Annotated in this window: 29 protein-coding genes; 18 read left to right on the forward strand and 11 right to left on the reverse strand. The window is 66.1% G+C overall.

Annotated features, from left to right (window positions below; translation table 11 throughout):
- Positions 1-218: 218 nt before the first annotated feature.
- The 3 genes from ABRP34_RS16625 to ABRP34_RS16635 form a co-directional block, all read right to left on the reverse strand.
- A complete protein-coding gene (locus ABRP34_RS16625) occupies positions 219-701 on the reverse strand; it encodes a hypothetical protein (RefSeq protein WP_003799339.1) in 483 nt (160 codons plus the stop codon).
- Between the two features lie 111 nt (positions 702-812).
- On the reverse strand, positions 813-1,076 hold the full coding sequence (locus tag ABRP34_RS16630) for a GlsB/YeaQ/YmgE family stress response membrane protein (protein ID WP_214845850.1): 264 nt from the start codon (positions 1,074-1,076) through the stop codon (positions 813-815).
- Positions 1,077-1,223: 147 nt separating this feature from the next.
- Positions 1,224-2,054: an aldo/keto reductase gene (locus ABRP34_RS16635; RefSeq protein WP_353711038.1), complete on the reverse strand. Its 831-nt coding sequence runs from the start codon at positions 2,052-2,054 to the stop codon at positions 1,224-1,226.
- 166 nt (positions 2,055-2,220) lie between these two features.
- Here ABRP34_RS16635 and ABRP34_RS16640 point away from each other — a divergent pair, with 166 nt between their 5' ends.
- From ABRP34_RS16640 to ABRP34_RS16650, 3 genes are all read left to right on the forward strand, one after another.
- Positions 2,221-2,937 carry a CDP-alcohol phosphatidyltransferase family protein gene (locus tag ABRP34_RS16640; protein ID WP_353711039.1) on the forward strand — a complete coding sequence of 239 codons (717 nt, stop codon included), beginning with the start codon at positions 2,221-2,223 and terminating at the stop codon, positions 2,935-2,937.
- Positions 2,938-3,090: 153 nt separating this feature from the next.
- Positions 3,091-3,300 (forward strand): hypothetical protein, encoded by a 210-nt coding sequence (locus ABRP34_RS16645; protein ID WP_353711040.1) that lies wholly within the window; start codon positions 3,091-3,093, stop codon positions 3,298-3,300.
- Between the two features lie 159 nt (positions 3,301-3,459).
- Positions 3,460-3,651: a hypothetical protein gene (locus tag ABRP34_RS16650; protein ID WP_353711041.1), complete on the forward strand. Its 192-nt coding sequence runs from the start codon at positions 3,460-3,462 to the stop codon at positions 3,649-3,651.
- 162 nt (positions 3,652-3,813) lie between these two features.
- Here ABRP34_RS16650 and ABRP34_RS16655 read toward each other — a convergent pair whose 3' ends face one another.
- Positions 3,814-4,026, reverse strand: a complete 213-nt coding sequence (locus ABRP34_RS16655) for a dodecin (protein ID WP_003799328.1) — start codon at positions 4,024-4,026, stop codon at positions 3,814-3,816.
- Positions 4,027-4,101: 75 nt separating this feature from the next.
- A complete protein-coding gene (locus ABRP34_RS16660) occupies positions 4,102-4,803 on the reverse strand; it encodes a FadR/GntR family transcriptional regulator (RefSeq protein ID WP_353711042.1) in 702 nt (233 codons plus the stop codon).
- 154 nt (positions 4,804-4,957) lie between these two features.
- On the opposite strand from ABRP34_RS16660, the gene ABRP34_RS16665 reads away from it, so the two are divergent.
- The 3 genes from ABRP34_RS16665 (at position 4,958) to ABRP34_RS16675 (ending at position 8,280) form a co-directional block, all read left to right on the forward strand.
- Positions 4,958-6,439: a four-carbon acid sugar kinase family protein gene (locus ABRP34_RS16665; RefSeq protein ID WP_353711043.1), complete on the forward strand. Its 1,482-nt coding sequence runs from the start codon at positions 4,958-4,960 to the stop codon at positions 6,437-6,439.
- A 63-nt stretch (positions 6,440-6,502) separates the two neighbouring features.
- Positions 6,503-7,411, forward strand: coding sequence for an NAD(P)-dependent oxidoreductase (locus ABRP34_RS16670; protein WP_353711044.1), 909 nt, complete (start codon positions 6,503-6,505; stop codon positions 7,409-7,411).
- Complete coding sequence (locus tag ABRP34_RS16675) at positions 7,411-8,280, forward strand: class II fructose-bisphosphate aldolase (RefSeq protein WP_353711045.1); 870 nt, start codon at positions 7,411-7,413, stop codon at positions 8,278-8,280. Before ABRP34_RS16670 ends, ABRP34_RS16675 begins: the two co-directional genes overlap by 1 nt.
- 67 nt (positions 8,281-8,347) lie before the next feature.
- Here the strand turns inward: ABRP34_RS16675 and ABRP34_RS16680 are convergent, their stop codons facing one another.
- From ABRP34_RS16680 to ABRP34_RS16690, 3 genes are all read right to left on the reverse strand, one after another.
- Positions 8,348-8,836, reverse strand: coding sequence for a DUF3237 domain-containing protein (locus ABRP34_RS16680; RefSeq protein WP_353711046.1), 489 nt, complete (start codon positions 8,834-8,836; stop codon positions 8,348-8,350).
- Positions 8,833-10,578 (reverse strand): CocE/NonD family hydrolase, encoded by a 1,746-nt coding sequence (locus ABRP34_RS16685; protein WP_353711047.1) that lies wholly within the window; start codon positions 10,576-10,578, stop codon positions 8,833-8,835. The genes ABRP34_RS16680 and ABRP34_RS16685 overlap by 4 nt, the downstream gene beginning before the upstream one ends.
- Before the next feature lie 91 nt (positions 10,579-10,669).
- A complete protein-coding gene (locus ABRP34_RS16690) occupies positions 10,670-12,043 on the reverse strand; it encodes an MFS transporter (RefSeq protein ID WP_353711048.1) in 1,374 nt (457 codons plus the stop codon).
- Positions 12,044-12,222: 179 nt separating this feature from the next.
- Between ABRP34_RS16690 and ABRP34_RS16695 the strand changes: the two genes are divergently transcribed.
- From ABRP34_RS16695 to ABRP34_RS16710, 4 genes are all read left to right on the forward strand, one after another.
- Positions 12,223-13,152 (forward strand): PaaX family transcriptional regulator C-terminal domain-containing protein, encoded by a 930-nt coding sequence (locus ABRP34_RS16695; protein ID WP_353711049.1) that lies wholly within the window; start codon positions 12,223-12,225, stop codon positions 13,150-13,152.
- A 148-nt stretch (positions 13,153-13,300) separates the two neighbouring features.
- Positions 13,301-14,614 carry an acyltransferase gene (locus tag ABRP34_RS16700; protein WP_353711050.1) on the forward strand — a complete coding sequence of 438 codons (1,314 nt, stop codon included), beginning with the start codon at positions 13,301-13,303 and terminating at the stop codon, positions 14,612-14,614.
- A complete protein-coding gene (locus tag ABRP34_RS16705) occupies positions 14,611-14,964 on the forward strand; it encodes a GNAT family N-acetyltransferase (protein WP_003799312.1) in 354 nt (117 codons plus the stop codon). The genes ABRP34_RS16700 and ABRP34_RS16705 overlap by 4 nt, the downstream gene beginning before the upstream one ends.
- 228 nt (positions 14,965-15,192) lie before the next feature.
- Positions 15,193-15,504, forward strand: coding sequence for a hypothetical protein (locus ABRP34_RS16710; RefSeq protein ID WP_353711051.1), 312 nt, complete (start codon positions 15,193-15,195; stop codon positions 15,502-15,504).
- A 47-nt stretch (positions 15,505-15,551) separates the two neighbouring features.
- Here ABRP34_RS16710 and ABRP34_RS16715 read toward each other — a convergent pair whose 3' ends face one another.
- Positions 15,552-15,800, reverse strand: a complete 249-nt coding sequence (locus ABRP34_RS16715; protein WP_353711052.1) for a hypothetical protein — start codon at positions 15,798-15,800, stop codon at positions 15,552-15,554.
- Between the two features lie 400 nt (positions 15,801-16,200).
- Between ABRP34_RS16715 and ABRP34_RS16720 the strand changes: the two genes are divergently transcribed.
- From ABRP34_RS16720 to ABRP34_RS16740, 5 genes are read left to right on the forward strand one after another with little or no spacing between them, the layout of a single operon-like run.
- Positions 16,201-17,841, forward strand: a complete 1,641-nt coding sequence (locus tag ABRP34_RS16720) for a pyridoxal-dependent decarboxylase (RefSeq protein ID WP_353711053.1) — start codon at positions 16,201-16,203, stop codon at positions 17,839-17,841.
- Positions 17,838-19,208 (forward strand): lysine N(6)-hydroxylase/L-ornithine N(5)-oxygenase family protein, encoded by a 1,371-nt coding sequence (locus ABRP34_RS16725; protein ID WP_353711054.1) that lies wholly within the window; start codon positions 17,838-17,840, stop codon positions 19,206-19,208. Before ABRP34_RS16720 ends, ABRP34_RS16725 begins: the two co-directional genes overlap by 4 nt.
- Positions 19,205-19,777 (forward strand): GNAT family N-acetyltransferase, encoded by a 573-nt coding sequence (locus ABRP34_RS16730; protein WP_353711055.1) that lies wholly within the window; start codon positions 19,205-19,207, stop codon positions 19,775-19,777. Before ABRP34_RS16725 ends, ABRP34_RS16730 begins: the two co-directional genes overlap by 4 nt.
- Positions 19,774-21,609, forward strand: coding sequence for an IucA/IucC family siderophore biosynthesis protein (locus ABRP34_RS16735; protein WP_353711056.1), 1,836 nt, complete (start codon positions 19,774-19,776; stop codon positions 21,607-21,609). The genes ABRP34_RS16730 and ABRP34_RS16735 overlap by 4 nt, the downstream gene beginning before the upstream one ends.
- A 54-nt stretch (positions 21,610-21,663) precedes the next feature.
- Positions 21,664-22,467: an SDR family oxidoreductase gene (locus ABRP34_RS16740; protein WP_353711057.1), complete on the forward strand. Its 804-nt coding sequence runs from the start codon at positions 21,664-21,666 to the stop codon at positions 22,465-22,467.
- Here the strand turns inward: ABRP34_RS16740 and ABRP34_RS16745 are convergent.
- Both ABRP34_RS16745 and ABRP34_RS16750 read right to left on the reverse strand, forming a co-directional pair.
- Positions 22,406-23,491 carry an FUSC family protein gene (locus ABRP34_RS16745; protein ID WP_353711058.1) on the reverse strand — a complete coding sequence of 362 codons (1,086 nt, stop codon included), beginning with the start codon at positions 23,489-23,491 and terminating at the stop codon, positions 22,406-22,408. The two genes, ABRP34_RS16740 and ABRP34_RS16745, sit on opposite strands and share 62 nt — an antisense overlap.
- Before the next feature lie 218 nt (positions 23,492-23,709).
- Positions 23,710-25,320 carry an MFS transporter gene (locus tag ABRP34_RS16750; protein ID WP_353711059.1) on the reverse strand — a complete coding sequence of 537 codons (1,611 nt, stop codon included), beginning with the start codon at positions 25,318-25,320 and terminating at the stop codon, positions 23,710-23,712.
- A 156-nt stretch (positions 25,321-25,476) separates the two neighbouring features.
- Here ABRP34_RS16750 and ABRP34_RS16755 point away from each other — a divergent pair, with 156 nt between their 5' ends.
- The 3 genes from ABRP34_RS16755 (at position 25,477) to ABRP34_RS16765 (ending at position 26,705) form a co-directional block, all read left to right on the forward strand.
- Entirely contained in the window at positions 25,477-25,662 is a 186-nt protein-coding gene (locus ABRP34_RS16755; protein WP_139023247.1) for a hypothetical protein, read from the forward strand.
- 46 nt (positions 25,663-25,708) lie between these two features.
- Positions 25,709-26,215, forward strand: a complete 507-nt coding sequence (locus tag ABRP34_RS16760; RefSeq protein WP_003799286.1) for a DUF2231 domain-containing protein — start codon at positions 25,709-25,711, stop codon at positions 26,213-26,215.
- 229 nt (positions 26,216-26,444) lie between these two features.
- On the forward strand, positions 26,445-26,705 hold the full coding sequence (locus ABRP34_RS16765; RefSeq protein ID WP_307099294.1) for a hypothetical protein: 261 nt from the start codon (positions 26,445-26,447) through the stop codon (positions 26,703-26,705).
- The last annotated feature ends 55 nt before the right edge of the window (positions 26,706-26,760 follow it).

Below are 26,760 nucleotides of genomic sequence, written 5' to 3' on the forward strand. Positions count from 1 at the left end.
GAGTGTCCGCAACGGCGGTGCCTGATCCGGCAGAAGCCGGACGTCCGGAAGCGGGGATGCCATGCAGCAGGGCAGAATGCAGGCCGGGCAATGTTGCCCGGCCTGACATCCTGTCCGCAGTTTCCCCGGTGGCTTCCATAGGAAAACATTGTCAGAGGGGTCTGACATTTAATTTCTTGCCCACACCACCCAGGGTGCAGGCTCAAGCAGCCAACCGGCTACTGCTTGTCTGGATTTACATTCGTGGCGGCGCCGGCGGGAGTGGCTCCGCCCTCGTCCGACCAGTCCTGGCCCGTGCTGTCGTTGCGTGCCGGATCGGACTCCACATCGGAGGTTCCGAGGTTGACCGTCTCCGGATGCGTGCTGTGGGCGGGCACGTGCCCGCTGTCTGCCGAGGTACCGGCTGCAGATGCAGTGCCGGCGGAAGCGGTGCCAGCATCACCCGGTTTCGGCGTGTCGTGGTGCATGGCCGAGCTGAGTACGGTTCCTGCCCGGCGCGCGGCTTCCGCCAACTGGTCACCGACCTCAGGGGCCTTTTCCTTGACGGCTTCCGTTGCTGCCGTGACCTTGTCCTGGACCGGCTTACTGTCCCAGATGCCTGCGGCCCGTGCTTTGAGCTTGTCGTAAGCTGCCCGGCCGGACCTGGATCCGAGCACGTAGCCTGCAGCGATTCCGGCGCCGAAGAGAAGTTTGGATTTCATGATGATCTCCTGCTCTTGAGGGGGATCTGTACGAATTGATTCGGCCCGTTGGGCCGGGTAGGAGACCGGCTCCGGGAAGTTTCCCCGGAGCCGGTTCCGGCACTGTCCGGCCTAGTGGGCCGAGCGCTTGGTAATCATGCCGTAGACCAGCAGGACGATAAGTGCCCCACCGATCGCCAGCAGCCATGTGGACAGCGAGAAGAACTCGTTGATACCCACGTTGAAGAGCGCGCTGCCGATAAAGCCGCCGAGGATTGCGCCGACGACACCCAGCAAGAGCGTGATGAAAATGCCGCCGCCCTGTCGGCCGGGGAGGATGGCCTTAGCGATGGCTCCAGCGATGAGACCCAGAATCAGAAATGCAAAAAAACCCATTTTTTATCGTTCCTTCTTCAGCTAAAGGAGTTACCCGGATTGCCGGGTACGCTTCGTCCTTCTCCCTAATACTAAACATGCTTACTATTTTTCTTCCAGTCGCCCTCCGGTGCGGAGCGGCCGGGAAGGCGAACGCACGCCCGGGCGTCAGTGGCCCTGGACGTCGGAATTTACGCCCGCCTCGGGCCCTTCATCGAGGGTGCTAATGGCGGTCAGGTCCTCCTCATCCAAAGTGAAATCGAAGACGTCAATGTTCTCCGTCATTCGCTGCGGATCGGCGGACTTGGGGATGGCCACCAGCCCCTTCTGGACGTGCCAGCGCAGCACCACCTGGCTCACCGTCCGGCCGTGTTTGCCGGCGATTCGGTTCAGAACGGGCGCGGAGAGGAGGCCCGATCCGGCACCCAGCGGACTGTATGATTCGGTGGCAATCCCGTGCCGCTCGTTGTAGGCGCAGTCCGCGGAGCGGGTCACGGAGGGGTTGAGCTGGATCTGGTTCACGGCCGGTACAACGTCGGTCTCCCACATGAGCTTTTCCAGGTGGGCGGGCTTGAAGTTGGATACGCCGATCGACCGGGCTTTCCCTTCGCCCTGCAGACGTTCAAAGGTCTTCCACGTGGAGATGAAATCTCCGCGGCGGGGGAGCGGCCAGTGGATCAGCAGCAAGTCCACATAGTCCAGGTTCAGGCGCTTCAGCGCGCCTTCAAGGCCTGCCACGGCCAGATCCCCACCCTGGAATTCCCCGTCCAGCTTGGTGGTGATGAAGAACTCCTCCCGGTCCAGGCCGCTGGCTCGGATTCCGGATCCGACGCCGGCCTCGTTCCCGTATCGCACGGCCGTATCGATATGACGGTATCCGGCTTCCGCAGCGCGTACGACGGCGTCACTCACCTCCCGGTCGTTCAGCGGCCAGGTGCCAAGGCCGATTTGGGGTATCCGGTTGCCGTCGTTCAGCTCGATGACTGGTGCGAGTGCCATGCGGAAGAGTCTTTCCTATCGGGGGCTGTTTGCCCAGACCCCGGTTGCCAGCTTGACCGCCCGTGTTGCTATCTTCCGAGGTCAGCCCGGGAAAGCTTACGGGCCGCCTGTTGTTACGATGAGCGCAAGGAGGCATATGCAGGTCTTGCTCGGTAGGCGCGCTCTGGTGGACGTAGCCGTTGCCATGGCTGGTTTCCTTGTGTCCGGGACTTGGCTTCTGACTGCTACCGGTGCCGGGGCACCGCACTTCCTTGCCGCGATAGGTGCCGGAGTGGCGGTTGTAGGACATGCTGCGGCTTCCATCGTCTGCCGCAGGCCCCGGCTGACCACGGCAGCGGACCGCGTTACCCTGACCCGTGCTGTCCTGGTGGCATGCTGTGCGGCGGCAACGGTTCCGGCGTTGTTCAGCGGAGCCGGACCCGGCATGCCGGTGGTCGTGCTTGGTGCGGTGGCTTTTCTTCTTGACGCGGTGGACGGGGCCGTTGCACGGCGGTTTGCCTGCGTGAGCCCGGCGGGAGCTCGGCTGGATGTCCAGACCGACGCAGCGCTGGTCCTCGTACTGTCGTGTGCAGCTATCCCTGTCGTCGGTCCCTGGGTGCTGGCCATCGGGCTCCTGTGGTATGCCTTCGTTGCCGCCGGCTGGATCAGGCCTGAACTGAAACGAATGCTGCCCGTTAAAAGGCTGCGCAAGGTTATCGGCGCCTTCCAGCCCTTCGCCTTGCTGGTGGCACTCACGCCCGGAGTCCCCGGTGGAATCGGCGCGTCAAGCGTCGTCGTGGCGCTCGTGACGCTGGGGGCTTCGTTCGGGCGCGACATCGTCGAACTGGAACAAGGCCACCGCAAGTTGACCGGCCACCGCTCCAGGACTGAACTGGTGAACTGACGGCTACTGGTGAACTGGCGGCTCCAGGTGAACTGCCGACGCCTGCACGTGGCGAAGGGCTTGGTGCTCTGGACTAACCGTGGAGGCGCTGGTAATTCTTGGAGTGGCCCGGCCGGAAAGTCCCGGCCCTTCCAACAGCTAAGGATCCAGACCATGAGCGACACGCCCGCCGATCCGGAGCAGAACCCGACGGACCAGACCGAGGGAGGTTCACCCCAGGGATTCCCCTTCGACCCCAACCAGGACCCGCCCCAGGAGGAACCGGCAGTTCCGCACCAGGACACCCCGGGGCCACCCACCGGCCCGGACGGCGAACCTGATGAGCCCGCGCTGGAGGATCCGCAGCGGCCGCCCTCCCGTTAGCAACCCATCAGCACAGGCCCGCGCCCCGTCGCCGGCCTGTGCTGATGCCCAGCCGTAGGGCAGGATTCTATCCATTCGTCCATTGGGCGCGTGTGGCGTGTTTCCTAGCCTTGGAGGAGAACTTCTCCCAGCCCTCCGACCCAAGGATGACCTTCAACGATGAAACGCATCGCACTGCTTCGGGAACGCTCCACACCCTCCGCTTCGACCGGAACCCACTGCCCGGCGTCGGGAATGTGGGCCCCCGTCGACGCGCCGGACGAGGCGCACGCCTTCTTTGAAGGACAGGTATTTCCCGCGTTCCGCGGGATCCCCACCGTGTGGCGCCGGAGTGCTGCCGGCCAGGATTAAGCAAATAATGCGGCGCCGGCTGAACAACAGCCGGCGCCGCATTATTAGTTCCGCTGCCGCTGTTCCGCTGCCGCTGTTCCGCTGCCGCTGTTCCGCTGCCGCTGTTCCGCTGCCGCTGTTCCGCTGCCGCTGTTCCGCTGCCGCTGTTCCGCTGCCGCGCGGTCAGTCCCGCTCCAGGCGGAATCCGAGCTTGAGGGTGACCTGCCAGTCCGCCACCTGGCCGTTCTCGAGATGGCCACGGATCTCTTTGACCTCGAACCAGTCCAGGTTGCGCAGGGTCTTTGCGGCGTCGGAAATGCCGTTGCGGACGGCCGCGTCGACGCCTTCGGTCGAGGTTCCGACAATTTCAGAAATGCTGTAGGTGTTATTAGACATCTTCGCTCCTCGTGATCGCCATCGATACCCGGCTGCGGGCCGTTCCTGCAGAGTATCGGACGAGGCGCCCAGGGACTAGGCTTCCAGCACGTAGCTTCTGAGGTCGTCGAGGGTCTGCTGCATGTGGGCGTCCATGGCGTTGCGTGCCTGCCGCGGATCGCGGGCAGCCAGGGCCTCGAAAATGTTCTGGTGGTGCCCGATCGCATGCTCCTGGATATCAGGCACCTTCGAGGTTTCCGTTCGGCCCTTTTCGAGAACCCGGTGCAGCGGTTCGAAGAGGACTGCCACGAAGACGTTCTCGGACGCGTGGAGAATCTGGTCATGGAATGCCAGGTCGGCGGCAACAAAGCTCGCCACGTCGTTGGCCTGGTGCGCCTTCCGCATATCCGCCACGCAGGTCCGAAGGCCATCAAGCTCGTCATCGGTGATGCGCTGGGCCGCCAGTTCGCAGGCGCCTGTTTCCAGCATCCGGCGCAGCTCGATCAGCTGGACCGCGGCGGCCGGCCCGTTCTGGCCCTCGGAGGCGGCCCGGAGCACTGCCTCCAGTGACGACCAGCGGTTCAGCGGGTTCACGAACGTGCCGCGGCCCCGTTCCACGCTGAGGATGCGCTGCGCTTCAAGCGTCTTCATCGCCTCCCGCACCGTCATGCGGCTGACGTCGTGCCGCGCGCTGAGTTCGAGCTCCCCCGGCACGCTGCTGCCCGGCGGAAACTCGCCGGAGATGATGCGGTCAAGGAGTTCGTCGGCGACGACGCCCACCAATGATTTGCGTGCCATTTCTTCCGTTCAGCGTGTGCGGCCCTTCAGCCGTGATGTCTGCAAAAGTGTACTTGCGCACGTGCTGTGCGTTATGCCACACTAGCACCAGACGCAAGATGTCTGACATCTGACAAATCATCCGCATGACAGTTTCGACACAACGGAGTGCACAGTGCCCCTCGAATCCGACGTCCTGGCCGCCTTTCCCGCCGAGCTCGAGATCCCCGCCCGGCAGGTTGCCGACGCCGTTGCGGCCACGGCGGCAACGTCCCCGCGCGTCCTCGTGGTGCTCGACGACGACCCCACCGGCACCCAGTCGGTGGCAGATCTCCCTGTGCTCACCCGCTGGGAAGTCGAGGACTTCCAGTGGGCTCTGCATCAGGGTAAGCCCGCCGTGTACGTGCTGACCAACACCCGGAGCCTCGACCCGGAAGAAGCAGCCGCCCGCAACGAAGAGGTGGTGCGCAACGCCCTGGCCGCTGCCCGCGACGGAGAGGTCCGGCTCGGCTTTGTTAGCCGCAGTGATTCGACCCTCCGCGGCCACTTCCCCCTGGAACCGGACGTCATCGCCGCCACGGTGGCGGCAGAAAGCGGAGAGGCCACCGACGGCGTCGTGATGGTTCCCGCATTTCCCGACGCCGGCCGCATCACCATTGGCGGTGTCCACTACACTCGCGGACCCGGGGCCGGCGAGCTGACCCCCGTTGCCGAGACCGAATTCGCCAAGGATGCCACCTTCGGCTTCGCTAATTCCGAGATGGCCAAGTACGTGGAAGAGAAGTCGCAGGGGCGGTTTGCCGCGGACTCCGTGATCGTGCTGGACCTGAACATCATCCGCGCCGGTTCCGCCACCGGGCAGGCTGAGGTGTCGGCCAAGGCAATTGCTGACGCCATCGAGCCGGCCACGCAGTCCACGCCCATCGTGGTGGACATCGTCACGGAAAACGACATGCGCGCCCTGGCCCTCGGGTTGGAAGAGGCCGAGCGCCGCGGAAAGAAGCTGCTGTATCGGGTTGGCCCGCCGTTCATGCGCGCCCGGATCGGCCAGGACATCCGGCCCGAGCTCAGCGGCGAGGAAGCCTACGCGGGCAACACCCCGTCCGAAGCCGGCGGCCTGATCGTGGTGGGCTCGCATGTGGGCGTGACCACCAGGCAGCTCAAGGTGCTCACCGACCGGCACAGCAGTGCGCGCATCGTGGAGATCGACGTCGAACACCTCCTGGGCGAGGATGCACCCGCCTACCTCGACCAGACGGTGGATGCCGTGGTGGCGGCATTGCGCAGCGGCGACGTCATCGTCCACACCAGCCGCCTGCTCATCAAGACCGATGACCCGGCCGAAAGCCTGCGGATCGCGCGCACCGTGTCCGCCGCCGTCGTCGCCGTAGTGAACCGGACACTGAAGACCTTCCCGCCGCGGTTCGTCATCGCCAAGGGCGGGATCACATCCTCGGATGTTGCCGCGCACGGGCTGGAGATCCGGCACGCGATCGTCCGCGGGCCCATGCTGCCCGGCATCGTGAGCCTTTGGGAGCCGGTTGACGGCCCGGCCAAGGGGATTCCGTACATCGTTTTTGCCGGCAACGTCGGTGACGACGAGTCGCTCGCCCAGGTCACCAGCAAGCTCAGCAACACGTCCCCGCGTATCCCCTAACCTCGCAAGCTCGGCCAGGGAACCCAGTACGCGGGGGCCCAAGAAACTTCAACGGAGAACACCATGACCTCGAATTACAAAGTCACCGTCCTCGGCCTGGGTGCCATGGGCCTGCCCATGGCCACCCGACTCGCCAGCCAGCTGACCGTCCACGGGTTCGACATCGCCGAACCGCGCCTGCGCCTCGCCGAAGAAGCCGGTGTGAAGACCTTCGCTTCCGCCCGTGACGCCGCCCAGGACACTGACGCCCTGCTGCTCGCCGTGCGCAACAGCGAACAGCTCGACGATGTTCTGTTCGGCGGGAACGGCGTGGCCTCGGTACTGAAGCCGGGCGCCGTCGTCATCCTGACCAGCACGGTGGGCACCGAGGCGATTCCGTCCACCGTCGCGCGCCTGGCCGAATTCGGCGTCGGGCTTGTGGACGCCCCGTTGTCCGGCGGCCCGAAGCGTGCAGGCGAGGGCGACCTGCTGATCGTCGTCGGAGCCGAACCCAAGGCGCTGGAATCTGCGCGTCCGGTCCTTGAGCTGCTCGCGTCGACGCTGACCGTCGTGGGCGACAAGCCCGGTGACGGCCAGGCGCTGAAGACCGTCAACCAGCTGTTGTGCGGTATCCACATTGCGGCTGCCGCTGAAGCAATGGCGCTGGCCGACGCGCTGGGCCTGGACCAGGCGAAGACCCTGGCCGCGCTGGAGGCCGGCGCGGCGGGCTCGTTCATGCTGTCCAACCGCGGACCGCGGATCCTGGAGGCCTACAGCGAGGAAGGCGCCGAGGTGCTCAGCCGCCTCGACATCTTCGTCAAGGACATGGGCATTGTGGGCAAGGCTACGCGCAGTGCCGGCCTGGCGACCCCCGTTGCCGCCGCCGCCGAGCAGCTGTACCTGCTGGGCCAGGCCCACGGGCTGGCCGCCGCTGACGACTCCGCCGTCATCAAGGTTGTTGCCCCCACCAAGCGCACCGGCGGGGAAGGCTGATGCGGGCACAACTCGATGAGCTGGCGGTGTCCGCCCTCAAACGGGGGTCGGCCGTACCGGCGTTCACCTGCTACGACTTCACCACGGCGCTGGCGGTGGTGAGCGCCGCGGAGGAAGCGCAGCGCGGCGTCATCCTGCTGGTGGCGCCCAAGACTGCCGCCACGGCCAACGGACTGAGGCTCATCTCCGCGCTCCGGGGTCTGGCCGACGACGCGTCCGTCCCGGTTGCCGTGCAGCTGGACCACGCCACAGACCTTGACGTCATTTCCGCCGCCGTCGCCGCGGGGGCCGACTCCGTCCTGGCGGACGGCTCGGCGCTGCCGTACGAGGACAACATTGCCTTGGTGTGCGCAGTGCGTTCCGCACTCGAAGCCCAAGGGCATGCCGAAGTGGTCCTGGAGGCTGAACTCGGCGGCCTGGCCGGGGACGAGGACAGGGCCTTCGGCACGGAGGGCGACGGGGCGGGCAACGAGGTTGCCGGGCTCACCGACTCCGCCCAGGTGGAGGACTTCGTGGCACGGACGGGCGCACAGCTGCTCGCCGTCGCCGTGGGCAACGTCCACGGGAAGTACAAGGGCGAGCCGCGGCTGCGCTGGGACGTCCTGCAGGACATTGCCGTGCGCACGCACATCCCGCTGGTGCTTCATGGCGCCTCGGGCATTCCGGCGGACGAGCTGGCCAAGGCGCCCGCCATGAACGTGGGCAAGGTCAACTTCAATACCGAACTCCGCACCGGCGTCCTCGCCACGCTCGAGGAACAGCTCCCCGCGCACCGGGCCGACGGCGAGAACCTGCAGGGACTCCTGACCCGGTGGAACGCCGCCGCCAAGGACTTCGGCACGAGCACGCTGGCGATCCTCAGCCGCTGATTGGAGTCTTTGTACACGTATCGCGAGTTCGGGGGCCTTCAGAAACCAATACGTGGACAAAAGCTCGTCAGTCGATCACGAAGACCCGGATCACCACGCGGTCCGGATGCCGTTCGCCGGTCCCCACCGCCAGCCGCGTATTGAGCCAGTCCCATTCCGGCGCGGACGCGGTGAGCCGTGGCCAGCAGCGGAAGTAGATGCTGCCGGCATTTACGGGCTCGCCGCGGTTGAGCCGCCCCATGTCCTCGTCACTCCCGTGGCGCAGCGCCGAATTCTGAACAAAGATGCGGTGGCCGTCCGTGGTCTCCAGGACATAGCGCGCGTCCAGTTCCGTCAGTGTGGGACTAAGGAGGAGCTGGTAGTCGGCGCCGCCCGGCAGGACCCGTCCGTTCAGGCGCGGGCCGCTGACTGTTCCGCCGGTGATGGGGATGATGCGGCGGTGGCCTTCCGGGGTGGGCCCGACGTCGATCGGCTCGCCGACGGTGACTGACAGTTCCGCCAGGAAGGTGAGCCCGGGGGCTGCCGGGGATTGCCGTGCTTCCGGCGGGGCGGTCACAGGATGCCTGCTGTCAGGCGGCTCGGATGGTCCTCGCCGAACAGGATGGTCTGCCGGGCAACCATGGTCTCGGCCGAGTCATAAGCCAGCCGTCCGGTGTTGAGGTTGCGGTCCCAGCGCGGATGGCAGCTGGACGTGACCTGGACGCGCAGCCTGTCGCCGGCGGCAAATGTGTAGGCGGTCTGCCACAGGCTGACTGAGTACTCGTAGGCCCTGCCCGGTTCGATCGGCGACGGCGCGTGGCCGGGCTGGAACAGGCCGGTCCCGGCATGGCTGTCCCGCCAGGAGGCCCGGACAATTCCATCGGCAATGCTCAGTGACGTTCCGTCCGGAGCCACCCGGCACAGCCGCACCACAAAATCCGTATCGACGGCGGTGGAGGCGGCGAAGAAGGTGGCGGTGACTTCACCGAACAGCGTGACCGGCTCCTCGAACTCCTCCGTGGTGAAGGTGAGGACGTCGGCCCTGGCTTCCACATCGTGCTGCTTTGCCGGCCCGGCGGGAAACGCGCCATGGATCATGGTGGCGCCGCCGACCGTGGGCACAGGATCCAGGGGATCGTAGTCGTATTCGATGGAACCGCCGGACGCGGGCGTGTCCATGAGGGTCCCGTCCGCACCCAGGAACCAGCTGCGCTGGCTGTTCGGCGAGGGAAGTTCGTCAAAACCGCGCCACTGGTTTTCGCCCATGAAGTACAGCAGGACGGCGGGGACACGGTCCATGCTTTCCGGCCGGTCCTTGAGCACGGCATCGAACCAGGCCGTGTGGAGCCCGGAAAGATCACCCAGGCCGTTCAGCACGGATGCGGCGGCGTTCACCCCGAAGTTCACATCCGCGTAGCCGCCGGAGAAGTTCGTGTGGGTCCACGGACCCATGATGAGCCGTGGCACAGGTGCGGCGCCCGTCCGGCTGTGCGCCAGCTGCATGGCGTACTGCGCGAGTGTGCTCGGGCAGAAGATGTCGAACCAGCCGCCGATGTGCAGGGTGGGCAGCGGCACCGGCTTCGCCGAAGTTTCGTCCCACAGCCGGGTGAAGCCGTTCCCGGGGGATTCACCGGCCGAGGGCAGGATGTGCCGGTTCATGAATGTCCCGAGCCTGGCGGAGAGGTCGGACAGGGGGAGGGCATCGAAGGCGTCGCCGCCGGCGAACGAACGGTCCAGGTCCAGCCAGGACTGGAATTCCTTGCCCTGCCGTTCAGCGTCCTCCGAAAATTCACGGAGCACCTCGTTGGCTGAGGCTGACGCGTGGCCCCAGCTGAAGCGGCAGCCGAGTTCGACGGCGCCGCCGCGGTACAGCGAGCCGTTGTTGGCGTTGGCCCCCGCTGAAATGCCCGGTGCCAGGGCGGCGAGTCCGGCCGGGGCAAGGGACGCCGCCCGCCACTGGGTTTCGGCGAAGTACGACCGGCCCCACATCCCGACGGAACCGTTGGCGTACGGCAGCCGCGCTGCCCATTCGACTGTTGCGGCGCCGTCGGACGCTTCATTGACTGACGGGTCAAAGTCGCCGTCGGAACCGAAGCGTCCGCGGCAGTCCTGCATGATCACGACGTACCCGGCCGCCGCAACGGTTGTTGGGTTGAAGTAGGCGGAATTGACGGCGAGGTCGCGGCCGTAGGGTGTCCTGGTCAGCAGGACCGGGCACGGCTCGCCATCCGCGGGGCGGTAAACGGTGGAGCGCAGGACGGTGCCGTCCGGGAGCGGGGTTTCGACGTCTTGTTCGATCAGTACGGGGCGGGCTGTCACGGAAGGTTCCTCACTGTGGTGTGGCCGGATTTGCAAGGAGGGAGCGCCGGGGCGGGTGCCCTGTCACTCCCTCCTTGCCCGGGGTAAAGGTTTAGGTGTTGGCGGTTGCCTTGGTTCCAAGGTCCTCGGTGGCTACGTTGTAGGTCTCCTTGACCCAAATGGCGGTCACGGCAGCCGAAGCGAGGCAGCATGCTGCGGTGAACGCGGCCACGGGGATCCATCCGGTGGGTCCCGGCTGGACGACCGCGGCCGCGATGGCGGGTGCGAAGCCGGTGACAACGAGGCCCAGCTGGGAGGCGGTGGCGGCTCCGGAGTAGCGGACCTTCGTGGGGAACATTTCGGCTGTCATCGCCGGGCCGAGCGGGTTGACCATGCCGTATCCCACTGTCATGAACAGGATGCCGGTCGCAAAGATCAGCGGCACCGAAGTGGTGCTGATGGACCAGAAGAAGGCAAACGCTGCGGCGGCGCAGATCAGGTTTCCGGTGATGAAGACAGGCTTGCGTCCGATCCTGTCCGCGAGGATGCCGGCTGCCGGCTGGGCGATGACCGCCAGCCCTGCCGTGAGGATGGTGACGCCCAGCATGGCCGGCGCCGGGATGCCGAACTTGCTGGTGGCGTAGGCCAGGCCGAATGCGGCGAAAACCGAGGACACCACGCTCCAGAGTCCGAAGAAGATCACCTTGATGATGGTGGTCCAGTGGTCGCGGAGGACCACCTTGATGGGAAGTTCAGTTTCGGTTTCGGCTTCCTTGGCGGCCTCGAACACCTCGGACTCCGGAAGGCGCATGCGGATGTAGAGCCCGACGCCGACCACCAGGATGCTGGCAAGGAACGGCAGGCGCCAGCCCCAGCTGAGCAGGTCCTCCTGCGGCAGCATCGAAACGGCAAGGAACGCCAGCGAGGCGAGCATGATTCCGGCAGCCGCGCCGGTGTTGACCCAGCTGCTGTAGAAGGCCCGCTTGTTGCTGGGGGCATGTTCCATTGTCATGGTGACGGCGCCAACAGATTCACCGGCGGCCGAGGCCCCCTGCAGGGCACGCAGGACGACCAGCAGGATGGGGGCCGCCGCGCCAATGGCAGCGGTGGGCGGCAGGCAGCCGATCAGGAAGGTTGCCACGCCCATCACCACGAGCGTGAGCACCAGCATCTGGCGGCGGCCGATGCGGTCGCCGTAGTGCCCGATCACGCTCGCGGCCAGCGGGCGGACAACGTAGCCGATGCCGATGGTGGCCATGGACAGGATGGTGCCCAAGGCGGGATCGATCCCCGGGAAGAAGATTTTGTTGAAGATCAGCGCGGACGCCGACCCGTAGATAAAGAAGTCGTAGTACTCAAGGGTGCTGCCGATGAAACTGGCAACGGCGGCACGGCGTGCATGCTTGGTTCCCTGATGGGAAGCGGGTGTGACCTGTTCCGCGGACGGCGTCAACGGCGTCGGCGGATCGATGGGACCAGCGGTCATTGCGGATCTCCTACTGAGGCAAGGGAAGGAAAGATTACTGGGGCTCGCATGCTGAGCCGCGTGGCGGGGTCGGCTGTGGCCTCCGTCACGCGTTGGTCAATAGTATGCACTTGATTCTGCGCTCGTCAATAAACATGCAAAATAAGTGCGGGATGCGCTGCTGGCATGATGGAGGCGTGATGAGCAAGCTTCGTGTCCCCGGCCCCGGCATGGATCCGGACATGGCCATTGATTTTCCGCGGCCGTTGAAGGGGCCCTCGAGCCAGCACCAGCTGATGACGTTGCTGGTTGACTACTGGGTCAACAGCGATGCGTGGCTGCCTTCCCGGCTGATCGGTGCGCTGGCAGCGGATCTGGGCATCACGGCTTCAGCGTCGGCCACGGCCCTCAGCCGCCTCGCCTCCCGGGGTGTGCTGGAGCAGTCAAGCGCCGGCCGGTCGTCCCGCTACCGCATCACCGAGGGTGCGCGAAAGCGTGTGCGCTCCGGACTGGCGCAGGTTTCGGTGTTCGGTGAGCAGTCGCGTCCCTGGGACGGCAGCTGGACGGTTATCGCATTTTCCATCCCTGAGACGTCACGGGATGTCCGCGAACTGTTCCGGTCGCGGCTGCGGTGGCGCGGCTTTGCGCCGCTGTTCGGGGCGGTGTGGGTCTCGCCCCAGGACCACTCGGAGGAACTCGAAAGCACATGCAAGGCCTTCGGCGTTGACGATTTCGCCATATTTCGAACCGCCGATTCAACTCTCCGCGGCAAGAGGTTCATCGATGCCTGGTCGCCGCAGGAGTTCAGGGCGCAGTATCAGCCCTTCATCGACAGGTTTGCCCCGTGGCTGGAGCGCCTCGACGCCGGGACTGTGACGCCGGCGGAGGCCCTGCGGGTGCGGACCGAGCTGATGGATGCCTGGCGGGCATTCCCTTGGAGCGACCCGGACCTTCCTGCCGAACTGCTGCCGGAGGCCTGGCCACGCACCGAAGCGCGCGAGGTCCTGGTCCGCCTGTATGACGGGCTGGCGCCGGCGGCGCTTGAGCACGTCGAGGAGGCCGTGGCCCGGGAGGCCCCGGACCTGGCGGGCTCTGCCAGTGTCATGCCGGTGCGCTCCGGCAGCTACTGAGCGCGTCCCGCGGGAGTTTTGTACACGTCTCGCGAGTTCGGGGGCCTTAGGGGCCAATAAGTGGACAAGGACTCCATGCCGCCACATGTGGGGGAAGTTGGCGCACAATGGAAACCACAACGACGTAAGCGAGTTCCAGTGGGGCGCCATGAAGAATTCCACGGAGCCAGCGGCAGGAAAGGACATGGCCGGGACCGCCCGCGACCTGGCCATCGATCTCGCGCGCTTCGTTTGCCTCGCCCTTGTGGTGGTGGGGCACTGCATGATGACCAGCCCGGTACTGCATCCCGACGGCACCGTCACCACCGAAAACACCCTGGCCGAGCAGGACTGGTTCGAGCCGGTCATTTGGGTCTTCATGGTGATGCCGCTGTTTTTTGTGGCCGGGGGCATCACCGGGATTCAATCCTGGCGGCGCATGCAGGCACGCGGCGGCAGCGGCCTTGAGTTCGTCCAGTCCCGGCTGCTGCGCCTGGTCCGCCCGGCGGCGGCCCTGCTGGCGGCAATGTTTGTTGGCCTGTGGGGTGCGCTGCTGGCCGGTGTGGATCCGCAGGTGGTGCAGCTGCTGGCCAGTGGAGCCGGGATGCCGCTGTGGTTCCTCGCTGCCTATCTGGCGGCCCAGCTGAACATTCCGCTCCTGGTGCGGCTGCACCGGCGTGCCCCGTGGCTGACGCTCCTGGGACTGGTGGCGCTAGTGGTGACGGTGGACTGCTTCCGCGGCGCTTTCCCGTCGTTCGCTTACATCAACATGGTGTTCGTCTGGTGCGCCGTGCAGCAACTCGGGTTCTTCATGGCCGACGGCTGGCTGGACCGGTGGAGGGGCTCGCAGCTGGTGGGGCTGATCGCAGCCTGCAACCTGGTGATGGTTGTCCTGGTGGTGCTGGGCCTGTGCCGGGACAACATGCTGGTGAACCTGAATCCGCCCAACCTCAGCCTGGTCCTGCTGGGCGTTTCGCAGGCGGCGGTGCTGCAGCTCACCCGACCCCTGCTGAGCGCACTCGCCGCCGTGCGGTGGATCCGTGCAGTGGTGGCTGTTGCGGGCCGCCATGCCATGACGGTCTATCTCTGGCACCTGCCGCTGCTGGCCGCCATGACCGGGCTGCTCCTGCTGACCGACTTTCCCAAGCCCGCCTCGGGTACCGCCGGATGGTGGTGGTCCCGCCCGCTCGTTTTCTTCGGCGTGGTCCTCCTCCTGCTGCCCGCGGTTCTCCTGTTCGGGCGGCTTGAGGAACGGCCGACGCCGGCCATGCACTCACGCGGCCGGGCACCGGCCGCCGTGGTGACCGCCGTCGTTGTCGTTTTTGTCCCGGTGGCTGACGCCGCCGTCAACGGCCTGACGCTGGGACTCCTTGGCGGCGGTGCCGCCTGCTTTGCGATGGCTGTGCTGCTGCTGGGGCGCGTTCCCGCCCGCGGCACTCGACCATTGCCAGCACAGGCATTAAGTGCCAATGTCGAACCATGACGGAGAACACGGCAGCCACCGAGGACCATTTCACCCCGGACGTCACCACGTTCCGGAACGATGAGCTCCACCGCTACGAACTGCACGTGGGGGGAAAGCTGGCGGTGGAGGTCAGGTTCGAAGACAAGCCTGGGCACGTGGATTTCATCCACACCCAGACGTCCGAGCAGTTCCAGGGCCACGGCCTGGCCAAGGTGCTCATCCACTTTGCCCTCGACGATGTTGTGGCGTCGGGTAAGCGGATCATTCCGCATTGCCCGTTTACCGCCCGCTACCTGCGCAAACACGAGGTGTACACGCAGTGCATCGACTGGCCTGAGGCGGCCGCACCCAAGCTTCTCGGTACCTGACGCACGTCCCAAGCCGGCAGCGTCCCCGCCGTACCTGCGTCCCCGCGGCACTTGTGAGCTGCGGGGCATTTCCGTACGATCGGGCAAGGCTATGCAGTTGGCCTTTGGACTCTCTCTTGGGGATCTCTTTGAATCACAACTGCGTGGTGCCGGTGCGGGTCGAACACCCCTGGCACGTCACTTCCGGCCTCCGTGTGCCCACCTGCCTGGTCCCGGGGGTGCGGTGCGATGACTGACGAAATCTTGACTGATCCGGCGATGAGCGACCGTGCCATGACGGATGAGGAGCTGCGCCGCCACCTGGAGGGACGCCTGGACGGAGCCGTGGACCCGGCTGCAACCCTCGCTGCGGTGCCGGACGCGGAGCTGGCCCGGCTGGCGGACGGGCTGTACCGGCATTTGGACACGCCCAGCCCTGCCTTCGGCGCCCGCTTCTGGTATGTCCAGGTCAGTGAGGAACTCAGGCGGCGCCGCCTTCGCCCGTCCCGCCCGGGCGCCGCTCCGGCGGACCCGGTCGCAAGCGAGGCCGCCGCCGGGTAGGCGCGCCCGCGCCGTGGGGCTTAAGTGTGCGTTCGCGCTGGGTGGGATTACGACGGCGGGGGCTGCGTGGCGCGGTTGCGTTGCCATTGCGCTGCGTGCCAGAAAAGCAGGCCGAGGAATCCAGCGAGGCCGGCGAAAAGCATCTGCGGCGCGAACGTGATCCACATGTAGCTCACGGGCATGACCTGCGGCTGGGTACCGGAGTTCAATGACTCCTGGGCCAGTGTGAAGACTCCGAATGGTGACACCAGCAGGATCGCCTCGATCACCCACAGCGCAACGATGAATGGGTTCACGGACAGCCGGCTCCGTTGCATTCCGGGCTGCCCGGCGCCGGGCCCGTATGCGGTGGGATTGCCCTGCGAATCCACTTCCCGAAAATTTATCGGATCCTGCTCGTAGCCGGACATGTTCCCCCTGCTTCCTGCTGCGGTCGGCGCCTCGTGCAGAAACTCTACTCCGCCCGTCCCATCGTGTCCCGGGAGGGCGTCCCGCCCGCCAGGCGGGCATTATGTGCGATTCGGCTGGGCGGCGAAAGTCAATGACCTCGAAAAACGGGGAAAAAACCGCGGATCTTCGCGGTTCCCAGAAATACATCACATAAGTTTGACTAAAAGGCTGTCCTAAGTAAGGCTTGCCTTGCTTGGTGCCCGTTGCTGGTGCCTGGTGCATATCACGCCGAAAAAAGGATGACTTATGACGCTGCTGCCCGACGTGGAGGAACCACGCGTGGACTTCGATGCCGGAACTGGCCCGCATGCCCAACACACGTCTGCCCAAGGCACTTCCGGCCTGGATTTCGGGTCCGGCGTGGAACTCGCGCTCGCGGCCAGCAACCAGCTGTTCAACGCCCGGAATGCGCCGCGCTACGTGGCCCAGGTGCTGCAGGGCGTCAACGCCGTGGCCACCAAACTCGAGCGCACCTCGAAGCCGTTCACCGGCGTCGGCCCGGCCGAGATGAAGCGCCGCGTCGAGGCAGTGGACCTGGAGCGGCCGCTGCCGGACACGGCGGCAGCCCTCGAGGAGCTGCAGCACACCTACCTGCGCGACGCCGTGTACTTCCATGACGCAAAGTACGCCGCGCACCTGAACTGCCCGGTGGTCATTCCCGCCCTCGTGGGCGAGGCAGTGCTGTCGGCCGTGAATTCGTCGCTGGACACGTGGGACCAGAGCGCAGGCGCCACAATGATCGAGCGCCGCCTCATCGACTGGACCGCCGAGCGGCTCGGCCTGGGAAGCACCGCCGACGGCGTGTTCACGTCCGGCGGCAGCCAGTCCAACCTGCAGGCGCTGCTCATTGCCCGCAACCACGCGGTGGCCCGGCTGCGGCAGGATCCGGCCAACGAGGGGCTGCGTCTGCCGCTGCTGCTGGAGAAGCTGCGGATCTTCACTTCGGTGGACAGCCACTTCAGCATCCAGAAGTCGGCGTCCATGCTGGGACTGGGGTTCGACGCCGTCGTGTCCGTCGCCTGTTCGCCCGACCACCGCATGGATCCGGCCGCCCTGGCCACCGCCCTGGCCACGGCCCACAACGACGGCCTGGTTCCCATGGCGGTTGTGGGTACGGCCGGGACCACGGACTTCGGCGCCGTGGATCCGCTGGCGGAACTGGCCGCCCTCGCCGGAGCCTACGGTGCATGGTTCCACGTTGACGCTGCCTACGGCGGCGGACTCATGGTTTCCAACCGCCACCGCCATCTCCTGGAAGGCATCAGGCTGGCGGACTCCGTCACGGTGGACTTCCACAAGACGTTCTTCCAGCCCGTCAGTTCCAGCGCGCTGCTGGTGCGTGAGGGCGCAATGCTGCGCCATGTCACCTACTACGCCGACTACCTGAACCCGGAAACCGCGGCCCGCGCCGAGATCCCGAACCAGGTGGACAAGAGCATCCAGACCACTCGCCGGTTCGACGCCCTCAAGCTGTGGCTGACGCTCCGCATCATGGGCGCCGATGCCGTGGGTGCGCTGCTCGACGAGGCGATCGACCTGGCGGCCCGTGTGGGCTCCGTTCTCGCAGCGGACGACGACTTCGAGCTGGCGGCCGAGCCGCAGCTGAGCACGCTGGTCTTCCGGTACCGGCCGCTCACGGCGGACGGGACGCGGCTATCCGAGGACGCGGCCGATGAGCTGAATCCGGCGATCCGCTCGGCCGTGTTCGCGTCCGGCCAGGCCGTCGTGGCCGGCACCAAGGTCGCCAGCCGGCACTACCTGAAATTCACGCTCCTCAACGCCGAGGCAACGCTCGAGGATATCGGCGAGATCATTGCCCTGCTTCGAAGCTCGGGCGAGAGCCTGCTCGCTGCCGGCTCGGCCGCACGGACGGAGGCACACGCATGAGCACGGCATCTTTCAGTACCTCAGGCGCAGGCCACGTTTACGATTTCGCCGGCATCGGTGTCGGGCCCTTCAACCTTGGGCTCGCCGCGCTGAGCCAACCGATCGAGGGCCTGGACGGCGTGTTCCTGGAACGGCGGGAATCCTTCGACTGGCACCCCGGCATGATGCTGGAGCCGGCCCACCTGCAGGTGCCGTTCATGGCGGATCTCGTGACCCTGGCGGATCCGACATCACCGTACTCCTTCCTGAACTTCCTCAAGCAGACCGGCCGGCTCTACCGCTTCTACATCCGCGAAAACTTCTACCCGCTGCGGGCCGAGTACAACCAGTACTGCCAGTGGGTGGCCGGCCAACTGCCGTCGGTCCGGTTCGGCGCGGACGTCACCGACGTGACGTACGACGGCGGCGTGTACACACTTTCGGTGGACGGCCCGGCCGGGCCGGAGGTGCTTCGTGCGCGCCGGCTGGTGCTCGGCACCGGAACATCGCCCTATGTTCCCGAAGCATGCCGCGGCATTCTGGCTGCCGGGGGACCGGTCCTCCACAACGCGGAATACCTGGCGCGGAAAAGCGAACTCCAGCAGCGGCGGAGCATCACCATCGTCGGCAGCGGACAGAGCGCGGCGGAGATCTACTACGAGCTGCTTCAGGACATCGACGTGCACGGGTACCAGCTCAACTGGGTCACTCGCTCGGGAAGGTTCTTCCCGCTGGAGTACACCAAGCTCACCCTGGAAATGACGTCGCCGGAGTACGTGGACTACTTCCACGGGCTCCCGCAGGAACAGCGCGACGGCCTCATCAAGAGCCAGAAAAACCTGTACAAGGGCATCAACTCCGAGCTCATCGATGCCATCTACGACCTCCTGTACACCAAGAGCCTCTCCGGCATGGTGGACACCCGGCTGCTCACGCATTCCACCGTGACCGGTGCGGACTGGAACGCCTCCACCGGGTCCCACACCCTGGAGCTGTCCCACGGGGAGCAGGGCGCGGACTATTCGCTGGACACCGAAGCCGTGGTGCTTGCCACCGGATACGCCTACCGCGAGCCGGCGTTCCTTGCCGGCGTGCAGGACCGCATTGCCCGCGACAGCGCCGGAAGGTTCGCCGTCCAGCGCAACTACAGCACCGGCGTCGAACCCGGCGAAATCTTCGTGCAGAACGCCGAACTCCACACCCACGGCTTCGTCACGCCGGACCTCGGCATGGCCGCCTACCGGAACTCCTGCATCCTCCGGGACATCCTGGGCCGCGAGGTCTATCCGGTGGAGCGCAGCATTGCCTTCCAGGAGTTCGGAGCGCCCGCCGTGCTTGCGCCGGCGGACGCCGCCGGACTGGCTGCGGACGCGGAGGTGCCCGCATGAGCTTCGCCTTCCGCTGCCTTGACGCAGCAGCCGACGCACCGCTCCTCCACAGCTGGGTCACCCGCCCGTACGCCTCCTTCTGGGGGATGCTGAACGCGTCAGTCGAGGACGTGGTGGAGGAATATTCCAAGATCCAGTCCAGCGGACACCACCACGCGCTGCTGGGGATCGACGACGGCGTCCCGGCCTTCCTGATGGAGGAGTACCTGCCGGCATTGTCGCCGCTCAGCAGCGTCTACGCCGTCCAGCCGGGTGATATCGGCATGCACCTGCTGGTCGCCCCGCCGCAGGGAATGCCGCGTCCGGGGTTCACTGCCGACGTCATGGAGTCGGTCCTGGACCGGCTCTTCCAAAAACCCGGTGTGGAGCGCGTGGTGGTGGAGCCCGACGCCCGCAACACGAAGATCCACGTCCTCAACGCCCGGCTGGGCTTTGAGCCTGCCGGCGAGGTGACCCTGCCGGACAAGCAGGCACTCCTGAGCTTTTGTACGCGCGAGTCATTCCACGCTGCGCGTGCCGCCCGTTCCTTGACCCCGACACGCCAATCAACGCAGGAAGCATCACTGTGACCACCCTTGAATTTGAATCTGTCCTGACCGCCGGCAATGCGGCTCCCCACCTCACGCCGGAACGCTGGGCCGCTGCCAACCGGCACCTGATCCGCAAAGCGCTCGCCGAGTTCTCGCACGAGCGGATCCTCGTCCCGGAACCGACCGGAAACGGCGACGGCGGGTACCGGGTCCGCAGTGACGACGGCACCGTTGAATACCGCTTCTCCGCCCGGATCCTGCAGATGGACCACTGGTCCGTCGACGCGGCTTCGATTACCTGCAGCCGCGACGGCCAGGACGCCCCGCTGGATGCGCTGCGCTTCATTACTGAACTCTCCGGAACCTTGGGCATCCGCCAGGAAATGCTGCCCATTTACCTCGAGGAGATCAGCAGCACCCTCTCCAGCCATGCGTTCAAGCAGTGGATGGGCCAGCCGTCGTCGGCCGAACTGGCAGCCGGCGTGACCCGCGGGGCGGACGCAGCCACGGACTTCCAGACGATTGAACGCAGCATGACCGAGGGGCACCCGTGCTTTGTCGCCAACAACGGGCGGCTGGGGTTCGGAATCGGTGACTACCGTGCCTTTGCCCCGGAGGCAGCAGCCCCGGTGCAGCTGGAATGGATCGCGGTGCACCGCAGCAAGGCGGTCTTCACATCCAGCGAAGGGCTGGACTACGCCGCGCACCTGGAAGCGGAACTGGGGGCAGGCACCCTGGCCTTCTTTGACGCCGAACTCGGCGCCCTTGGCCCGGACCCTGCCCAGTACTTCCTGATGCCGGTGCATCCGTGGCAGTGGGAGAACAAGCTGACGGTCACGTTTGCCGCCGAAATCGCCCAGCGGCACATTGTCCACCTCGGAATCGGGGCTGACAGGTACCAGGCCCAGCAGTCCATCCGCACGTTCTTCAATACCACCGCGCCGGGGAAAACGTACGTCAAAACAGCCATGTCCGTGCTCAACATGGGGTTCATGCGCGGGCTGTCACCGCAGTACATGAAGGCAACGCCGGCGATCAACGACTGGCTCCAGGACCTGATCGCCGGTGACGAGGCACTCCAGGGCCGGGGGCTTGCCATGATCCGTGAAGTGGCGGCCATCGGCTACCACAACGGCTACTACGAGGCAGCTGCTGCGAAGGAGTCGCCGTACCGGAAGATGCTCTCCGCGCTGTGGCGGGAAAGTCCGTTGCCGCTGCTCAAGGACGGCCAGCAGCTGGCCACCATGGCCTCCCTCCTGCACGTCGACGCCGCGGGCAAGCCCATGGTGTCCGCGCTGATCGAGCAGTCCGGGATGGAGCCGGGCGCGTGGCTGCGGCAGTACTTCGAGGCGTACCTCGTCCCGCTGGTGCACTGCCTGTACCGCTACGAGCTGGCCTTCATGCCCCATGGCGAGAACGTGATCCTGGTCCTCGAGAACGGCGTGCCGGTCCGCGCCGTCATGAAGGACATCGCCGAGGAGATCGTGGTGATGGGGGACAGGCTTGACCTGCCCGAAGCGGTGTCCCGGATCAAGGTGGACATTCCCGACGGCGACAAGGTCCTATCCATCTTCACCGACGTGTTCGACTGCATCTTCCGCTTCCTCGCCGCCCTCCTGGAGGAGGATGGCGTGCTCGGCGGCGAGGAGTTCTGGCGCACAGCGGCCGCAGCGGTTCGCGGCTACCAGGCGGAGCACCCGGAACTCGCGGACCAGTTTGCCCGCCACGATCTGTTCGCCCCGGACTTCGAACTGTCCTGCCTGAACCGGCTGCAGCTGCGCAACAACCAGCAGATGCTGGACCTGGCTGACCCGTCCGGGGGCCTGCAGAAGGCGGGACGGCTCGCGAATCCGCTGGCCACATTCGCCTGAACTCCGCCGTCAGGCACGGCTGATTCATCGGTGCTGCGGGGCTAGGCTGGTGGCATGACGCCCAATACCGCCAGACCCACAGCCCTCGTCACCGGCGCCACCGCGGGACTTGGCGCCGAATTTGCCCGCCAGCTCGCCGAAAAGGGAAACAACCTGGTGCTCGTGGCGCGCGATACGGCACGGCTGCAGGCCACAGCGGACGAGCTGCGGCGGCGGTACGGAACCACGGCGGAGGTGCTGACCGCGGACCTGACCGACGACGGCGGCGTGGCCGCCGTCGTCGGACGCCTTTCCGACCCGTCACGGCCGGTGGACGTGCTGGTGAACAACGCCGGAATCGGGCTGCTGCACAACTTCGACGAGAACCCGATCGAGGACGAGCGGAAGCACCTGAAGCTCCATGTGCAGACGGCCATGGAGCTCAGCCACGCCGCCCTGCAGGGCATGCTGGCCCGCGGTTCCGGCCGGATCATCAACGTGGCCAGTGTGGCGGCTTTCCTTCCCCGCGGTTCCTACTCGGCGGCGAAGGCCTGGCTGCTCAGCTTCAGCCGCTGGGCGAACCTTGCCTACTCACCCCGCGGCGTTAAGGTGACCGCCGTCTGCCCCGGATTTGTCCACACCGAGTTCCATGACCGGATGGGGATGGACAAGTCCGTGTCCCCGGGCTGGACGTGGCTGCGGCCGGGGCGCGTGGTCCGCGAAGCGCTGGCGGACAATGAGCGCGGAAAGGCTGTTTCCATCCCGACCAAGCGCTACAAAGTGCTGGCCGCCGTCGTCCGCGTGGTGCCGGACAGGTTTACGGCCGGGCCGCCGCGCCGGCCGCAGGAGCCTGGCGTCGGTTCCGCCGCGAGCGGATAAGGAGCACCACGAGGATTCCGGTGCCGGCCCCCACCACGGTTTCGACGGCGCGTTCGACGATGAGCACCTGCGGGTCCGCCGGCGCCGCAAGCTGCGTCATCAGCAGGATTACCGGAGTGAACCAGACCATCGCCAGCCCGTAGTGCCGGGTCATGAACAGCTCGGTGCCGAACTGGAAGACGATCACCAGCAGCGCCAGCATCGCAGCCTCCGCGCCCGGGAAGAAGTGCAGTGGGGCGCATGGCCCAGGCAGAAGTACGACGGCGACCAGCACCAGCCCGAGGAACGTCCCCATGATCCTGTGGATGCCGCGGTGGACGCTGCTGGGCAGGTCCGCGCCGGCGAGGGGAACCGCCGCCGCAGCCATCGCCCAATGCGGGTGGCCGCTTCCGGTCAGGACGCCGATGGCACCGGCGGCGCCGACGGCCAGCACATAGCGGGCAGCGTGCAGGGCTGTCCGGCGGCGCAGTGCTCCCCGCAGCCGGGCGGACGGCCGCGCTGCGCCGCGGCGCCATGCCCTGCCCCGGACCCAGCCGCCGAATCCCACGAGCAGGGAGAAAGCGGCGGCCGCGGCAGCGATGAGCAGCGCAACGTACCAAGGTACGGCGGTGGGAACGGATGCGCAGGCGCCCAGGGCAAGGATCCCGAAGAAGGGGCCGTTGGGCCGGAGATGGACCTTGTCCGAATAGACGGATCCTACGCCGGCCAGAAGGGCTTCGATGCCAACGAGCCACCATGAATGCAGGCCGTTGACCGAAAGGAACACGCCCACGGTCACGCCCGAGAGCAGGACCAGCGCCGCCTGGAGCTGGTGCTTGAGCCGGAGCTGGTGCGGCTCCGAGCGGCCGTACATGCCGGTAAGCGCTCCGAACACGGCGTAAATGGTGAGCTCCGGCCGGCCGGCGAGCAAAAGGACGAGGGAGGGGACGGCCACGCTGATGGCCACACGCCATGCGGAGAGGTGGTCGTTGTTGGCGGGGCCCAGGCTGTGGAGCTGCCGCAGGTGGTGCACTACAGACTGCACCGGCACGACCCCTTTCACCCTACGAAGGTAACACCGCCGCAAAGATCTCACCGCGGGCTGCGTCACAAAGTGAGGCAGGCAACAGGGGCGGTTCAACAGGCGGCAACTGGGTCAGCGCTGTCGAGATGGCAGCGCGAAGGCCCGCCCGGTATGCCCCTTGGAGAGGGTGGCCCGGACGGGCCTTCAGTCGCGTCAGCTTTCAGTGCCAACAGCCTGCATCAGGCGCGGGCGGGCACCTTGTTGAGTTCGTCGTCGAGGTCCTTGTCCAGGTCCCGGTCGAGTTCGTCGATGGCGTCGAACGGCAGTTCGTCGAGATCGATCAGCGGGTTCTCGTCCTGGGTGGCCACCAGTTCACGGGCCTCCGCCGCGGTGTCCACGCTGGGCATGGAGCCGGGCAGCGGGCGCTGGGCGGATTCCTTGAGGAAGTAGATGGCTGCGGCACCAACAGCCGAGGTGGCCATCAGGTAGTAGGCAGGCATCATGTCGTTGCCGGTGGCGTTGATGAGGGCATCCACGATGAACGGCGTGGTGCCGCCGAAGATTGCCACAGAGAAGTTGTAGGCAATGCCCATGGCGCCGTAACGGCTGGCAGTGGGGAACTGCGCCGGCAGCGCGGAGGCGAGGTTCGCAACGTAGAAAGTCACGGGGAACGCGATCAGCGACAGGCCGGCCAGGGTTGACCAGATGCTGCCGATGCCGATCAGCATGAACGCCGGGGCGGCCAGGACCACGGTGCTGACGGCACCGATCCAGAGAACCGGGCGGCGGCCGATGCGGTCAGAGAGCTTGCCGGTCAGTGGAATGCAGAGGCTCATGACCACGAGCACAGGGATGGTGAGCAGCGTGCCGTGGACGGGGTCGTAACCCTTGGACTCGGTGAGGTAGGTGGGCATGTAGGACGTCAGCGCGTAGCCGGCGGTGTTGGCCGCTGCCACGAGGATCATGGCCACGATGATCGAGCGCCAGTAAGCCTTGACGATGCCGATGGGCCCCTTTGCGGCAGCCTCATCACCGGCGGCAGCATCCTTGGCGAGTTCCTCCTGGGCGTCCAGGGTGGCCTGGAACTGGGGCGACTCCTCAATCTTGCTCCGGAAGTACACGGCGATGAGGCCCAGGGGACCCGCGATCAGGAAGGGCAGGCGCCAGCCCCAGTCCTCCATGGCGGCCTGGCCCAGGGTCAGCTGCAGCACAGACACCAGCGCGGCGCCCAGGGCGAAGCCGAGGTAGCTGCCCATGTCCAGGAAGCTGGCGAAGAAGCCGCGGCGCTTGTCAGGGGAGTACTCGCTGACAAAGGTGGTGGCGCCGGCGTATTCGCCGCCGGTGGAGAAGCCCTGCACGAGCTTGAGCACCACCAGGAGGGCGGCTGCCCACATGCCGATCTGCGCGTAGCCGGGCAGCAGGCCGACGGCGAAGGTGCTCGCCGCCATCAGCATCAGCGTGGCCGCGAGGACCTTTTGCCGGCCGACCTTATCGCCCAGCCAGCCGAACACGACGCCGCCGAGCGGGCGCGCGATGAAGGTGGCAGCGAACGTGCCCAGGAGGAACAGCGTCTGCACGCTCTTGTCGGCTTCCGGCAGGAACACAGGCCCCATGGTGGTGATGAGGTAGCCGAACACGCCGACGTCGTACCACTCCATGGTGTTGCCCACGATCGTGCCGCCGAGGGCCTTCTTGAGCATGGGCTGGTCGACGACGTTAACGTCGGATACCTTGAGCCGGCGCCGCGCGAGCAGCTTTGGTTTCTTCGCACCCTGGGGTGCGGCCTGGTTGGTTCCGCTGGCGTTCCTGGCGCCTGCTGAAGAGTCGGTCGTGCTTCGGTCTGTGGGCATTTGGGCAACTCCTGTGGAGGTCATTTGCTTGCGACTTATAGCTGCCCCGCTCCGGGCAGGCCTTCAATTTTACGGGATTTCCATGGAAATCGAGAGTTGGGTGCCGTATGATCGCCCGGTTTCGGGGGGTGGAACTGACCGAAAGTCAGATTTGTTTTGGCCGATCTGGCCCCGCCATTCCGCGGATTTTCCGCATCGCCGGCGATCGTTATCAAACCTTTTTCTGGAACAGGGCTGTACGGGCCCGATTTTGTGCCGATTCCGGGCCTGCCGGCAAGGGAAATGAGCAACGGACGGGTGCTGATTGAACCGTTCAACCGCGGTGCTCGTCTGATTGGTTAGGTCATAACTTCCAGACAGTTCATCACTTCCAGACAGGGTGTTCGCCATGGACTACGAGATCAGCGGTCTGCCGATGCATGTGTTGCTCGTCCACGCAACGGTGGTCTTCGTTCCGTTGGCGGCCCTTTGCACGCTGCTCAGCCTTCTCTGGCCCGCGGCCCGACGGCGTTTGGGAATCGTTACGCCGCTTATTGGCCTGTTGGCGCTGGTCCTGGTGCCGGTCACCGCCGCTGCCGGCGCGTGGCTCCTGGACCGCGTTGATCCCACCCCGCGGATCAATGCCCATATGCAGCTTGCCGGGACGCTCCTGCCGTGGGTGGTGGGCGTGTTCCTCGTGGCCCTGGCCCAGTGGCTGTGGTTCCGCTACGGCACCACGCAGGCAGAGGGGATGCGGAGGCGAATGGGTGCCGCCGGGTCCCGCATCGCGGGGATTGTCGCCGTGGTGGTCGCCTTGGTGCTCTGCGGCGGCGCAGTAACTGCCGTGGCGCTGATCGGGGAATCAGGGTCCAGGGCGGTCTGGGAAGGATCCTTCCGGACCGGGGCCGACGACTAAAGAAGTCTCTTCCCGGACAGCGTGATTCTGCCTAAGGTGGACCCATGGGAACACTGATCTTTGAGTAGTGCCGGCTCTGGCATTCGCCGCCGCAATCAACTCCGCCTGTTCAGGTTTTCTGGCTTCGCACTGCTTCTTCGCTGGAGCAGGGCTTCCTTGCCATCCGGTACCGGCGGAATCACGGATCTCATATGGGGACATTCCATTTCATCGCGGAAAGGAAGAACAAATGGCCGACTCCCACAACGGAAGCAGCATCAAGCCGGATGTCGCTGCGCATCTGGCGGAATCGATGGACACGCCGCCGCTGCCCACTCCCGAGACCTTGGCCGTGACCACGGCAATGGGTGGGGCGAAGCAGTGGCCGGACGGCAACGGCAAACGGCGCCACCCCAAGGAACACGGCGCAAGCCCCGGCCGCCTTGGACAGGGTGCCGCTGTGACGGCAATCCACCGGACCAGCCGCCCGCAGATGCCGCACTCGTCCTGACCAGCTGAAAAACACCAGTCAGCCTGGCAGCGCCCAATATCGGGCGCCGCCAGGC

This window comes from Arthrobacter sp. K5, from assembly GCF_040448525.1.
Taxonomy (GTDB): Bacteria; Actinomycetota; Actinomycetes; order Actinomycetales; family Micrococcaceae; genus Arthrobacter; species Arthrobacter globiformis.